The organism is Alysiella filiformis (assembly GCF_014054525.1).
GTDB lineage: Bacteria > Pseudomonadota > Gammaproteobacteria > Burkholderiales > Neisseriaceae > Simonsiella > Simonsiella filiformis.
Window position 1 is genome coordinate 1,902,257 of sequence record NZ_CP059564.1, and the last position, 13,714, is coordinate 1,915,970.

The following is a 13,714-nucleotide window of genomic DNA, read 5'->3' on the forward strand; positions in this document are numbered from 1 at the left end:
AACACCCCACACGCCATTTAGACATACACTCTAATTATTTGATTAAAATTGATTTTATTTGATAATCAACCGCCTTGTAAAAAATCATCACATTTTTGCTTACAAACCATTACAAGAAAGAGTAAAATACCTTTGCTTATGTCAGCAAAAGCACATTCCATTAACTTATTTAATCCAATAAAGGCATGGCTATGGACGAAAAACTCAATTTTTCTTATTTGTTTGGCTCAAATGCGCCCTACATTGAAGAACTGTATGAAAATTTTTTACACGCACCCGAATCAGTAGAACCCTATTGGCAAGATTTTTTTGCCGAACTGGCGGCGCAGCCCAGCTTTGTAGAACGCGATGTGGCACATTATCCCGTACAAGAAGCCTTTGCCCAGTTGGCAAAACAACGCCCTGTTGCCACAGCCGTTTCAGGCAGCATTGATGAAGCCTTGTTGCAAAAACAAATTGCCGTATTGCGTTTGATTTCCGCCTACCGCATTCAAGGTGCAGGCGCAGCCAAAATTGACCCCTTGGGTTTGAAACAAAGCCGCAATCCCGAAGGCTTGTCGCCCGAAGAACACGGCTTAACCGCCGCCGACATGAACACCCAATTTGGCGTGGGCATGGGCGATTTTGCCTTGGATTCAAGCGCAGAAAAATTGACGCTGGCTGAAATCATCAACAAATTACAAAAAACCTATTGCGAACACATTGGCGTGGAATACATGCACATTGGCAACCGCGAAGAACGCTTGTGGATTCGCAACCGCTTTGAACGCGATTTGTCCACGCCCAATTATTCTGCCGAACAAAAACGCTATATTTTAAAACAAGTTACCGCAGCCGAAACTTTGGAACGCTATTTGCACACCAAATATGTGGGTCAAAAACGCTTTTCGGTTGAAGGTGGCGAAAGTGCCATTGCTGGCTTAAATTACTTAATCCAAAACGCAGGCAAAGACGGTGTAGAAGAAGTCGTGATTGGCATGGCACACCGTGGTCGTTTGAACGTTTTGGTCAATACTTTGGGCAAAAAACCTGCCGATTTGTTTGCCGAATTTGAAGGTCGTGCCGAAATCAAATTCCCAAGCGGCGATGTGAAATACCACAACGGTTTCAGCTCCGATATTGCCACACCAAATGGCGCAATGCACGTTACTTTGGCGTTCAACCCATCGCATTTGGAAATCGTGAACCCCGTGGTAGAAGGTTCAGTTCGCGCCAAACAAGGTCGCCGTGGCGAAAACGGTCGCGCCCAAGTACTGCCTGTATTGATTCATGGCGACAGCGCATTCATTGGCTTGGGCGTAAACCAAGGCAATTTCAATATGTCGCGCACCCGTGGCTACACCACTGGCGGCACGGTGCACATCGTGATTAACAACCAAATCGGTTTCACCACTTCCGACACCCGCGACACACGCTCTACCGTATATTGCAGCGACATCGCCAAAATGGTGGACGCACCCATTTTCCATGTGAATGGCGATGACCCCGAAGCCGTGTGCTATGTGGTTCAGGCAGCTTTGGATTACCGCAAACAATTCCAAAAAGACGTGGTCATTGACTTGGTGTGCTTCCGCAAATTGGGACACAACGAAGGCGATGACCCCACCTTAACCCAACCCATGATGTATCGCGCCATTGCCCAACACAAAGGCACACGCGCCCTGTATGCCGACAAATTGATTCAACAAGGCGTGGTAACCGCCGAACAAGCAGACGGCTACGTTCAAGAATACCGCGATGCTTTGGACAAAGGCGAACACGTTGAACAAACCCGCTTGACCAACTACGAAAGCAAACACCGTGTGGATTGGTCAAAATACCAAGGTCAAGATTGGCGCGAACAAGTGGAAAGCGGCTTGTCAGCAGACGACATTGCACGATTGGCTGAAAAATTCACTTACGCCCCCGAAGGTTTTGGCTTGCACAACACCGCCAAGCGCGTGATTCAACAACGCAAAGAAATGGCAGCAGGCACACAAAACTTTGACTGGGGCATGGCAGAAACATTGGCATATGCCAGCATGGTAACAAGCGGCACAGGTGTACGCATTTCTGGCGAAGATTCAGGTCGCGGCACATTCTCGCACCGCCATGCCGTGTTGCACGACACCAATCGCCAAAGCCATGAAACAGGCATTTACATTCCTTTGCAACACATGGCAGAGAACCAAGCCGAATTTACCGTGATTGACTCCATTTTGAATGAAGAAGCGGTCATGGCTTACGAATATGGCTACGCCTGCTCCGCCCCCGATAAATTGACGATTTGGGAAGCCCAATTTGGCGACTTTGCCAATGGCGCACAAGTGGTGATTGACCAATTCTTGTCATCTGGCGAAACCAAATGGGGACGCTTGTGTGGCTTAACCACCATTTTGCCACATGGCTATGATGGTCAGGGTCCAGAGCATTCATCTGCGCGTTTGGAACGCTGGTTGCAACTGTGTTCTGAACACAATATGCAAATCATCATGCCTTCGGAAGCCTCGCAAATGTTCCACATTTTGCGCCGCCAAACTTTGCGTTCATACCGCAAACCGCTTGTGATTTTCATGTCCAAACGCTTGTTGCGCTTTAAAGATTCAACCAGCCCATTGAGCGATTTCTTGGAAGGCACCACATTCCGCCCCGTGATTGGCGATACCGTTCAACGCGCCGACAATGGCAGCGTGAAACGCGTGATTTTGTGTGCAGGTCAAGTGTATTACGACATTGCCAAAGGTCGTGAAGAACGTGGCTTGGAAAATGATGTGGCTATTGTGCGCGTTGAGCAGTTGTATCCTTTCCCCTATGCCGAAGCGCAAGCGGAATTGGCAAAATACCCCAATGCACAAGAAATTGTGTGGGCACAAGAAGAACCCAAAAACCAAGGCGCATGGTATCAAACCCGTCATCGTTTGGAACGCTTGGCAACAGGCAGCCAAAAAGTGTTGTATGCAGGTCGTCCTGCCAGCGCATCGCCTGCGGTGGGCTACGCCAGCAAACACAATGCCCAACTGAAACAGTTGGTTGAAGATGCTTTGGATTTGAGCCAAATCGTGATTCAGGCAGCCCAACAAGTTGAAACGATTGCCCCAATGCCACAACACACTTTGTTGGATATGGTGGAAACCGTATCGCAGCAGCCTGAAAATCCATTTGGCAATGCAAGCGATGACTCAAACGAACACAGTTTTTCTAACAGCAATGTAAACCATGTATGGAAGGTAACAACATGATTGTAGAAGTAAATGTACCCGTATTTGCGGAAAGCATCAGCGAAGGCACTTTGTTGTCTTGGCACAAAAAAGTGGGCGAAACCGTAGCCCGCGATGAGGTTTTGGTGGACATTGAAACCGATAAAGTGGTGCTGGAAGTGCCTGCGCCACAAGCGGGTGTTTTGGTGGAAATCATTGTTCAAGATGGCGAAACCGTTACCACCCAACAATTGTTGGCGAAAATTGACACCGAAGCCCAAGCGGGTGCAACGGCTGCACCTGCTGCGGCAACTGCGCCTGCGGTTCAGGCTGCCACACCTGCGGTGGAAGCTGCGCCTGTTTCCAATGCCCAAGCAGGTGTTGCCATGCCTGCTGCGGCAAAATTGGCTGCTGAAAAAGGCGTTGATGTGAACAGCATTCAAGGTTCTGGTCGTGATGGTCGTGTGCTGAAAGAAGATGTGCAAGCTGCCCAACCTGCGGCACAAGCGTCTGCGCCCAAAGCGGCTGCGCCTGCGGTGGCATTGCCTGTGGGCGAACGCACCGAACAACGTGTTCCCATGAGCCGTTTGCGTGCGCGTGTGGCTGAACGTTTGTTGGCATCGCAAGCTGAAAATGCGATTTTGACCACGTTCAACGAAGTGAACATGAAACCCGTAATGGATTTACGCGCCAAATACAAAGACAAGTTTGAAAAAGAACATGGCGTGAAATTGGGCTTTATGTCTTTCTTTGTTAAGGCTGCGGTAGCCGCATTGAAAAAATTCCCTGTTGTGAATGCGTCTGTGGACGGCAACGACATTGTTTACCATGGCTATTTTGACATTGGTATTGCGGTGGGCAGCCCACGCGGTTTGGTGGTACCCATTTTGCGTAATGCCGACCAAATGAGCATTGCCGATATTGAACGCGCCATCATGGATTATGCGGTTAAAGCGAAAGACGGCAAAATCGCCATTGAAGATTTGACTGGCGGTACGTTCTCCATTACCAATGGCGGTACGTTTGGTTCTATGATGTCCACGCCAATTATCAATCCGCCACAATCTGCGATTTTGGGCATGCACGCCACCAAAGACCGTGCTGTGGTTGAAAATGGCGAAATCGTGGTGCGTCCGATGATGTATTTGGCGTTGTCTTACGACCACCGCATTATTGACGGTCGTGAAGCGGTGCTGACTTTGGTAACGATTAAAGAGTTGCTGGAAGACCCTGCTCGCTTGTTGTTGGATTTGTAATTTGATTTAATGCAAATCAAAAGCTGCCTGAAAACGCTTAATTGGGTTTTCAGGCAGCTTGTTTTTGTGCGGTATTTCAAGAGTGGGTGTGGCGGCGATACGCCACGTTTACGCCCATAAGGCAATCATTAAATCACTGCCATGGGATATGAACCCACCACTTTGACAAAACCTGTTACATCGCGCAATTCGTTTAGGGCTGCCTGAATGTTGGCGTCCAAATGATGTCCTTCTATGTCAATGAAGAAAACGTATTCCCACAAACCTGTGTGGCTGGGGCGGCTTTCAAATTTGGTTAGGGATATGCCTGCTTGGGTAAACGGTGCGATGAGGCGGTGCAATGTGCCTGCGCGATTGGGTGCGCTGACGATGAGCGATGTTTTGTCGCCCGTGCCGCTTGGGGTGGTGTCTTGGTAGCCCAACACCAAAAAGCGGGTGGTGTTGTTGGGTTCGTCTTCAATGTTGCTTGCCAATTTGTGTAATTGGTAAATTTCGGCGGCGGCTTGGCTGGCTATTGCGGCGGCGTGGGACTGCTCGCTTGCCAAACGTGCGGCTTCGCCATTGCTGGATACTGCCACGCAACGTACGTTTTCAGGCAGGTTTTTTGCCAGCCAACGCTGACATTGCGCCAAAGCCTGTGCATGAGCATACACCACTTGCAAATCGTTCATGTGGTTGTGCTGGCAAAGCAGATGATGATGAATACGCAACACCACTTCGCCACACACTTTTAAGGGGGTATTGACCAGCAAATCCAAGGTGCGACCTACTGAACCTTCGGTGGAATTTTCAATGGGGGCAACCACATAATCTGCCTGACGCGCCTCCACCAAACGCATGCTTTCATCAACGGTGGGGCAAGCTACGGTGTGGGCGGCGTGTCCAAAATGTTTCATGGCTGCCAGTTGGGTAAACGTGCCTTGTGGCCCCAAATAGGCAATGGTCAATGGGCGTTCCACCGCCAAACATTCGCTCATGATTTCGCGGAACAACCGTGCCACGCTCTCATCGGGCAAAGGTCCTGTGTTGATTTGTTTGATGCGTTGCAAAACTTGCGCTTCGCGTTCGGGGCGATACACCACGCCTGTGCCTTTGAGTTCGCCAATGGCGCGGGCGTGTTGGGCGCGTTGGTTCATCAGTTGCAAGATTTGTTGGTCAATCGCGTCAATGGCGTTGCGGTGTGGGAGAAGTTGGCTGTCGTCTGCCATGGTGTGTTCCTGTAAACAAAGCGTGTTAAAATGGCGCGTATTTTAACAAAACTTGATTTTTCAGGCAGCTTTTCCGTTTCAGGCAGCCTGAAAATGGAGCCACAGATGATGTCTAACCCATTTCAATTATTGGGCTTGCCCACGCAATTTGATTTAGATGCCGATGATTTAACACAACGTTACCGCCAGTTGGCAGCCCAATTCCACCCCGACAAATTTGCCGCCCAATCCACATTTGAGCAAAAACAAGCCGTGATGATGTCTGCCACGATTAACGAAGCGTATCGCCAATTAAGCCACCCCATCAATCGCGCTGCCACCCTGCTGGCACAACACGGCATTCACGCCGATGCGCCCGAACACACCCAATTTGCCGCCGATTTTCTGATGCAACAAATGCAATGGCGCGAAACCTTGGGCGATGCGCGCATGGAAAACGACACCGCCACCTTAACCAGTCTGAAAAACGAAATTGCCCAAGAACAAGCTGATTTGTATGAAAAACTTTCCACCAGCTTTGCCGCGCAACAACACGACACCGCCGCCCAACTGGTGCGTCAAGGGCGTTTTTTGGATAAGCTGCAACAAGAAATTCAGGCAGCCTTGCCCGAATAAATTTGGCTGCTGGTGGCAGATAACGCCAAAAAGTTGTAAAATTTCACATAAAATTTCCAATTTTTATCATGGACTAAAAAAATGAGCAGAAAAGTTGCCGTAGCCGCCATGTCCACATCGGGCTTGGATTATTATCCCCACCCACACAATATTGCGCTGTTGCGTTTAAAATTGATTTTGGGCGGCGTAACTTATTCCGATGACCCCAAACGTTTTAGCAATGAACAATTTGTGCGCTGGGTTAAAGAAAACGAATTGCTGTTACCCAAAACTTCGCCACCCAATCGTTTGGAAATCACCAAATTTTTCTTGAATTTGGCAGACCAAGGCTATGAAGAAGTCATTTTCATTGCCATTTCGTCCAAATTGAGTAAAAGCTATCAAAACGTGCTGGATTGCATTCCCCTGCTCAAAGACAAAATCAAAATCCACCCCTTTGACAGCAAATCAGGCACCTTTACCGAAGGCTGGCTGGCTTTGGAAGCCGAACGCCTGTTGGCACAAGGCTGGGACGTGAAAAAAGTTTTAACCCGCTTGGAAGTGGTACGCAACAACAGCTATGTGTTTTTTGGTGTAGATGATTTGACTTATTTGGTCAAAAATGGGCGTTTGTCTTCGGCATCGCAGTTTTTGGCAAATGTGTTGCGCATCAAGCCTTTAATTCGGGTAGAAAAAGATGGCACTGCCGTGGTGGCAGAACGTGTGTTTACCACCAGCCGCGCCATGCAAGCCTTGTGCCATCGTGTGAAGGAGCTGACTTCCACAGGCAAATACAGCGTGTTTACCCTGTATGCAGGCAGCGCGGAATTGCACCGTGAAATGCAAATCATGTTGTCGGAGCAAAACGGTTTACGCAATTTGCCCGCCTACCCCATTACACCCGCCATTGCATCACACGTTGGACCTTACTCTTTTGGTGTGGGCATTGTGCCTTTGTGATTTGCACCATTTTGAAGGCAGAATAAGGGATTTATTCTGCCTGATTTTGTTTTCAGGCAGCCTGAAAAACGGATTTTAAAATATGAAAATTTTGATTTTGGGTAGCGGACAAGTTGGCTCAACCATCGCCCAAGAGCTTGCCAATATGCCCAATAATGACGTTACCATTATTGACACCGATGAAAATGCCCTACGCAACATCGGCAGCCAACTTGATGTGCAAACGCTGGTGGGCAACGGTGCCTCGCCCCTGCTTTTGGAGCAAGCAGGTGCCAACGACACCGACATGCTGCTCGCCCTAACCCGCAGCGATGAAACCAATTTGGTGGCGTGTAAACTGGCAGCGTCTTTGTTCAACATTCCCAATCGCATTGCGCGGGTGCGTGCCAGCGCGTATTTGGAATATGGCGAACAACACAAATCAGACGATGAAGAAACCCACCTTTCAGACAGCCTTCATGCTTTTGATGTTACCGATTCCATACACCCCGAACAGTTGGTTACCGAACATTTGGTGGGTTTGTTGAGTTACGTTCGGGCTTTGCAAGTGCTGCCTTTTGCCCACGAACAAGTCAAAATGGTGGTGGCGCAAGCCAAACACGGCGATATGGTGGCAGGCAAATCCATCATAGAAATCAACGAAACGCTGCCTGAACACACCGATTGTCAAATTTGCGCCATTTATCGCAACAATCATTTAATCGTCCCCCAGCCCAATACCGTGATTGTGGAAGGCGATGAAATCTGCTTTGTGCTGGCAAGCGAACACATGCAAGCCGTGATGAATGTGATGTTCCGCTACGACAGCCGCAACCGCCGCGTGATGATAGCAGGCGGTGGCAACATCGGTTATCGTCTCGCCAAACGTTTGGAAAATCAATTTAACATCAAAATCATAGAAAGCAATGCCACCCGCGCCGAATGGCTGGCTGAAAATTTGGACAACGCCTTGGTGCTACAAGGTTCAGCCAGCGATGAAAATTTGCTCGCGCGTGAATACATAGACGAAATAGACGTGTTTTGCGCCCTAACCAATGACGATGAAAACAACATCATGTCGGCATTGTTGGCAAAAAACTTGGGGGCAAAGCGCGTGATTAGCATCATCAACCGTTCGCGCTATGTGGATTTGCTCACGGGCAATCAGATTGACATCATCGTTTCGCCACACCAAATCACGATTGGCAGCGTGTTGGCACACGTCAGACGCGGCGATGTGGCGGCGGTGTATCCCCTGCGGCGCGGCGCGGCAGAAGCGATTGAAGTGGTGGTGCATGGCGACAAGCGCACTTCATCACTGGTGGGGCGGCGCGTGAGCGAAGTGGATTTCCCCAAAGGTTGCCACATTGCCGCCATTGTGCGTGGCGATGAAGTGGTCATGGGGCGCAATCACGAAGTGGAATTGGCAGATGGCGACCATTTGATTTTCTTTGTGGCACGCCGCCGCGTGTTGCGTGAATTGGAGAAATTGATTCAGGTAAAAATGGGTTTTTTCGGTTAAAATACACGTTCAGGCTGCCTTTCATTGTCCTACACAATTTTGCAGGCTGCCTGAAAAGCCATTTTTCAAACACAATGACAAAAAACAACCATCATGCTGCTACGACAACCCTTATTGTGGGCGATGTGCTTACTGGCTTGGGGCATACCCCATGCCCAAGCCACCAGTTTGCAAGACATTTTAAAAAACAACCTGTTTGCCGACCCCGCCATATTGGAAGCACAAGCCAATCAACGTGTGGCGGCTGCCGACATCAAAATTGCCCAATCGGCACACTATCCCACCGTTACGGTAACAGGCGCACAAACTTTGGCGCAAAATCACCGCTACGATGGCAATCGCCGCAGCAGTTTCAATCCAGGGTTGCAAGGCAAATTGAATTTGTATTCATGGGGCGGCAAAGAAGCGCAAATCCGCCAAGCCGAACACAAACACGATTATTTTCAACACAAAGTAACCGAAACCCAAGAAGATGTGAGCAACACCATTGCCACACTGTATTTGGGGGCATTACGCGCCAAAGAATCCATTCAGGCAGCCCAACACAATTTGGAACGCCACAATCAAATCATCAACGATTTGACCATCATCACCAAATTTGACAAAGGGCGAATGTCGGAGCTGGAACAAGCCATGGCACGGCGTTTGCGCGTTGATGCGTATTTGGCGGAACAAACGCGCTCTTTGGAATTGAATTTGAGCAAATTGGGCAAATACACAGGCAGCCGCCTTGCCCCCGAATTGCTGCAAAACCCATTTGAAGCCGACAATCCCGACAATTTGGTGGCGCGTTTTCAAATGGCAGATGCGCGACAACAGCCCAGCTACCAAGCCCAACAAGCCGAACGCCAAAGCGTAGAAGCCGAATTGGACGTGGCAAAAGCCAATCGCTATCCCGACATCAATTTAATCGCCAATGTCAACCGCGACAACAAAGAAGTGTATGTGAATTTGGAATGGGACATTTACAATCGCGCACGCGGTTATCAAGTGTCGCGCACGGCAGAAAGCATGATTGTTGCCGATGCGAAAATGGAGCAAATTCAACGCGATGTTGCCGAACGCGCCCGCAGTGCACAAGTGGATATGTTGCAAAGTTTAAAACGGGTGGAAATTGGCGAACAGCAAATTGCGGCACAAAAAAAGGTCATCAAAGCCTATGAATTGCAATTCAAAATTGCACGCCGCACCCTGATTGATGTGCTGGACGCTTACGCAGAATTGTGGAACATTGAAAACACCGTGGTGGCAGCACGCAATGATTACCGCGATGCGGCTTTGGCTTATCTTAATTCGCAAGCCGCCATTGGCAAATGGGCGGGCGTGGTCAATGTTGATGAATCGGGTTCAGGCAGCCCTTCACAGCCCCCCACTCAAACGGAAACGCAGCCTGAAAACCCTTCAAATGATTGAAAAACATGAAATCCATTATTGAACATCTGTCCATTGCCACACAGCATTACGGACACCCCATTGCCGAAGCCGCCTTGTCTGCCCAAGTGTTGCGCGACAAAAATTTGAGCGTCAATTACGCATCGCTGTCGGAAGTGCTGGCAAGCCACGGTTTTGAAAACAGTTTATCCAAACGCGATTTGTTGGACATTCCCACCCTTGCCGTGCCTGTGGTGGCGATTTTGCGCGATGAGCAGGCTGCTGTGATTACGCAAATCAAAGGCGCAGGACGCAATCGCGTTTACCAATTACGCCAATCGGGCAATGTGGTGCAGGAAATCAGCCATGCCGATTTGAGCGAACTGTATTTGGGCTATTGCTGGTTCATCAAACCCAAAATCGCCGCCGATGGACGCAGCGACCTGCCTGAATACACCTTGCCCAAAGCGTGGTTTTGGAAAGTGATTGGGCGATTTCGCCGCTATTATGTGCAAGTGATTTTGGCAACCATCATCATCAATTTTTTGGCATTGGTCAGCTCTTTGTATGTGATGCAGGTGTATGACCGCGTGATTCCCAACAAAACCTATGAAACCTTGGCGGCTTTGAGCATAGGCGTGGTGATTGCGGTGGTGTTTGAGTTGATAACCAAATTGATACGCGGACATTTAACCGATATTGCGGGCAAAAAAGCCGATTTAATCATCAGTTCGGCATTGTTTCGCCGCGTGATGGCGTTAAGGCTGGCTGAAAAGCCCACATCGGCAGGTTCATACGCCAACAATTTGCGTGATTTTGAAGCAGTACGCGAATTCATGACCAGTGCCAGCCTGTTGGCTTTGGTGGATTTGCCATTTTTGCTGTTGTTTGTGGGTGTGATTGCCATGTTGGGCGGCAAATTGGCGTTTGTGCCTTTAACCGTGATTGCGATTGTGGTGGTGGTCAGCTTGGTGGCGCAACGCCCCTTGTCGCGCTACATCAACCAATCCATGAAAGAAAGCTCGCAACGACAAGGCTTGGCGGTGGAAGCGATTGAAGGCATTGAAACGCTCAAAGTCAATAATGCAACCAACTGGGCGCAACAAAAATGGGATTTTTACACCGCCGAAACCGCCGCCGCGTCCATTAAAGTGAAAGACACCAGCAATTTTATCGTCAATTTTGCGGTGGCAATGCAGCAGTTGAACACGGTTGGCTTGGTGGTGGTTGGCACGTTTTTAATCCACAGCACCAATCCCAGCGACCAAATCACCATGGGCGCACTCATCGCATCGGTGATTTTGTCGGGGCGCGCGCTTGCGCCTTTGGGTCAAGTGGCAGGTTTGGCAACGCGCTATCAGTCTGCCAAACACGCGCTGGACGGCATCAACAAAATCGTGGAACGCCCCATTGAACGCATGCCCGACCGCCAATACATCACGCTGGACAATGTTTCAGGCAGCCTGCAATTCAACAACAGCGCGTTTACCTATCAAAAAGACAGCCCTGTGGCAGTACGCGGTGTGAATTTACGCATTCAGGCAGGCGAAAAAGTCGCCATTTTGGGCAGCATAGGCAGTGGCAAATCCACCCTGCTCAAATTGGCAGCAGGTTTATACGAACCGCAGCAAGGCAATGTTACTTTGGACAATGTGGATTTGCGCCAGCTTGACCCGAATTTTTTGCGTAACCAAGTTGTGCTGCTCAACCAATCGCCACGTTTGTTTTTGGGAACTTTACGCGAAAACATGGATTTGGCGCGTACCGATGGCTACTCGTCCAGCGACCAAGATTTGCTCAATGCTTTGGCGCGTTTTGGTTTGGATAAAATCATACAAAATCACCCCAAAGGATTGGATATGCCACTTGGCGAAGACGGCTTGGGCTTATCGGGTGGACAAAAGCAAATCATCGCTTTGGCGCGACTCACACTCAAACAACCGCGCGTGGTGCTGCTGGACGAACCCACCGCCAGCCTAGACCCCAGCACCGAAATGTTGGCATTGAAATCATTGGGTGCGTGGGCGCGTGATAAAACCCTGATTGTGGTAACACATCGCCCCCAAGTGCTGAATATGGTGGACAGAATCATCATCATGGAAAACGGCACCATCGGCATGGACGGCAAACGCGATGAAGTGTTGCGCCAACTTGTTGAAAACGAAAAAGCGCAAGCGAGATGATTTTCAGGCAGCCTTTCGCTATCCTGCAAAAATTTGAAATAAGCTGCCTGAAACAATACGAAAGACCATTATGGCAAAAGAAAAAATCTCCCAATCCGATTTGCATTTAATCAACGACCTCAACGCCGCCTTGCAAACCGAAAAACATCGCGGTTTGTTTGCCGTGGTGGTGGTCTTGTTGCTGCTGCTGATTGCTTTTGTGGCGTGGGCATACCACAGCACGGTGGAAGAAGTAACACGCGGACAAGGCAGCGTCATACCCAGCAGCCGCGAGCAAATTGTCCAAAGCCTAGACCCTGGCACCATAGCCGAAATGAAAGTCAAAGAAGGCGATGTGGTGGAAAAAGACCAAATTCTGCTCAAATTGGACGACACGCGCAGCTCCGCGATTTTGCGCGAAAGCATGGCAAAAGTGGTCAATTTGGAAGCGATGATAGCCCGTTTGCGTGCCGAAGCCTATGGCGGCAGCCTGCAATTTCCCGCCCACATTCCCAACGAATTGCGCCAACGCGAATCCGCCGCCTATCAAGCGCGAAAACGTGCCGTAACCGATTCCGTGGCGGGTTTGCGCGAAAGCAAACGCAATCTTGACCAAGAAATCGCCATCACTTCGCCCATGGTGGCACAAGGCGTGATGAGCGAAGTGGAATTGTTGCGCATGAAACGCGAATCAGCCAATTTATCTTTACAAATCAGCGACAAACAAAACCAATACGCCGCCGAAGCCAATAACGAACTGGTCAAAATTGAAGCCGAACTCGCCCAAGCGCGTGAAAACATGGCAATGCGTGCCGACCCTGTGGAACGCAGCGAAATCCGTGCGCCTTTGCGCGGTGTGGTCAAAAACATTCAAATCAACACCGTGGGTGGCGTGGTTCAGGCAGGGCAAGACATTTTGGAAATCGTGCCTTTGGGCGACAAATTGCTGGTAGAAGCCTATATTCGTCCGCAAGACGTGGCATTTATGCGACCTGGTTTGGATGCGGTGGTCAAAATCAGTGCCTACGATTATGCGATTTATGGCGGCTTAAACGGCAAAGTTACCCTGATTTCACCCGACACATTGAGCAACCAAAAACGCGCCGATGAGCTCAAACTTGACCAAAATCAACAATATTACCGCATTTTGGTGGAAACAGACGGCAACGCCATTACCGATAAAAACGGCAAGCCCATGGAAATCATCCCTGGTATGGTGGCAACGGTTGATGTGAAAACGGGCGAAAAAACCGTGTTTGATTATCTGGTTAAACCCATTACGCGCTTGAAACAGGCTTTGCGTGAGCGATAAATTGAGCGATGGGCACAAAAAAATGCAGGGGCAGACATGAAATCTGCCCCTGCATCGGTTTTAAAAATGGGTTTTGCAAGGGCAGATTTCATATTTGCCCTGTTTAGACTTGCAGAAATTTTTATTTTTGGGACGCTATGTAGGGTGCAACTTGTTGCACCAAATCCATGTTTT

At 49.3% G+C, this 13,714-nt stretch carries 9 protein-coding genes; 8 read left to right on the plus strand and 1 reads right to left on the minus strand.

Translation table 11 applies throughout. The features are described 5' to 3' along the window. The first annotated feature begins 185 nt into the window (after positions 1–185). Together H3L97_RS09395 and odhB are read left to right on the plus strand one after the other, a co-directional pair. Positions 186–3,218 (plus strand): 2-oxoglutarate dehydrogenase E1 component, encoded by a 3,033-nt coding sequence (locus H3L97_RS09395; protein ID WP_425321618.1) that lies wholly within the window; start codon positions 186–188, stop codon positions 3,216–3,218. Continuing rightward, the gene (gene odhB, locus H3L97_RS09400) at positions 3,215–4,432 is read left to right on the plus strand and encodes a 2-oxoglutarate dehydrogenase complex dihydrolipoyllysine-residue succinyltransferase (protein WP_097114573.1); all 1,218 of its coding nucleotides are present in this window, start codon (positions 3,215–3,217) and stop codon (positions 4,430–4,432) included. The genes H3L97_RS09395 and odhB overlap by 4 nt, the downstream gene beginning before the upstream one ends. 128 nt (positions 4,433–4,560) lie before the next feature. Here odhB and pheA read toward each other — a convergent pair whose 3' ends face one another. Beyond that, positions 4,561–5,640, minus strand: a complete 1,080-nt coding sequence (pheA, locus tag H3L97_RS09405; protein WP_097114574.1) for a prephenate dehydratase — start codon at positions 5,638–5,640, stop codon at positions 4,561–4,563. Positions 5,641–5,748: 108 nt separating this feature from the next. Between pheA and hscB the strand changes: the two genes are divergently transcribed. The 6 genes from hscB to H3L97_RS09435 all read left to right on the plus strand — a co-directional run bounded on the left by hscB (position 5,749) and on the right by H3L97_RS09435 (position 13,540). Then, positions 5,749–6,255: a Fe-S protein assembly co-chaperone HscB gene (hscB, locus tag H3L97_RS09410; protein ID WP_097114603.1), complete on the plus strand. Its 507-nt coding sequence runs from the start codon at positions 5,749–5,751 to the stop codon at positions 6,253–6,255. An 81-nt stretch (positions 6,256–6,336) separates the two neighbouring features. Beyond that, positions 6,337–7,194 carry a DegV family protein gene (locus H3L97_RS09415; protein WP_097114575.1) on the plus strand — a complete coding sequence of 286 codons (858 nt, stop codon included), beginning with the start codon at positions 6,337–6,339 and terminating at the stop codon, positions 7,192–7,194. Positions 7,195–7,276: 82 nt separating this feature from the next. After that, positions 7,277–8,695, plus strand: a complete 1,419-nt coding sequence (gene trkA / locus H3L97_RS09420) for a Trk system potassium transporter TrkA (protein ID WP_097114576.1) — start codon at positions 7,277–7,279, stop codon at positions 8,693–8,695. 93 nt (positions 8,696–8,788) lie between these two features. Further along, a complete protein-coding gene (locus H3L97_RS09425; RefSeq protein ID WP_097114577.1) occupies positions 8,789–10,108 on the plus strand; it encodes a TolC family protein in 1,320 nt (439 codons plus the stop codon). Positions 10,109–10,113: 5 nt separating this feature from the next. Beyond that, complete coding sequence (locus H3L97_RS09430; protein WP_097114578.1) at positions 10,114–12,249, plus strand: type I secretion system permease/ATPase; 2,136 nt, start codon at positions 10,114–10,116, stop codon at positions 12,247–12,249. Between the two features lie 70 nt (positions 12,250–12,319). Next, positions 12,320–13,540 (plus strand): HlyD family type I secretion periplasmic adaptor subunit, encoded by a 1,221-nt coding sequence (locus H3L97_RS09435; RefSeq protein WP_097114579.1) that lies wholly within the window; start codon positions 12,320–12,322, stop codon positions 13,538–13,540. Positions 13,541–13,714 lie beyond the last annotated feature (174 nt).

What these genes read in the sequence shown, in the direction of transcription:
- H3L97_RS09415 (WP_097114575.1), top strand. Translation starts at nt 6,337, where the DNA reads ATGAGCAGAAAAGTTGCCGTAGCCGCCATGTCCACATCGGGCTTGGAT.
- odhB (WP_097114573.1), top strand. Translation starts at nt 3,215, where the DNA reads ATGATTGTAGAAGTAAATGTACCCGTATTTGCGGAAAGCATCAGCGAA.
- H3L97_RS09435 (WP_097114579.1), top strand. Translation starts at nt 12,320, where the DNA reads ATGGCAAAAGAAAAAATCTCCCAATCCGATTTGCATTTAATCAACGAC.
- H3L97_RS09430 (WP_097114578.1), top strand. Translation starts at nt 10,114, where the DNA reads ATGAAATCCATTATTGAACATCTGTCCATTGCCACACAGCATTACGGA.
- hscB (WP_097114603.1), top strand. Translation starts at nt 5,749, where the DNA reads ATGTCTAACCCATTTCAATTATTGGGCTTGCCCACGCAATTTGATTTA.
- trkA (WP_097114576.1), top strand. Translation starts at nt 7,277, where the DNA reads ATGAAAATTTTGATTTTGGGTAGCGGACAAGTTGGCTCAACCATCGCC.
- H3L97_RS09425 (WP_097114577.1), top strand. Translation starts at nt 8,789, where the DNA reads ATGCTGCTACGACAACCCTTATTGTGGGCGATGTGCTTACTGGCTTGG.
- H3L97_RS09395 (WP_425321618.1), top strand. Translation starts at nt 186, where the DNA reads ATGGCTATGGACGAAAAACTCAATTTTTCTTATTTGTTTGGCTCAAAT.
- pheA (WP_097114574.1), bottom strand. Translation starts at nt 5,640, where the DNA reads ATGGCAGACGACAGCCAACTTCTCCCACACCGCAACGCCATTGACGCG.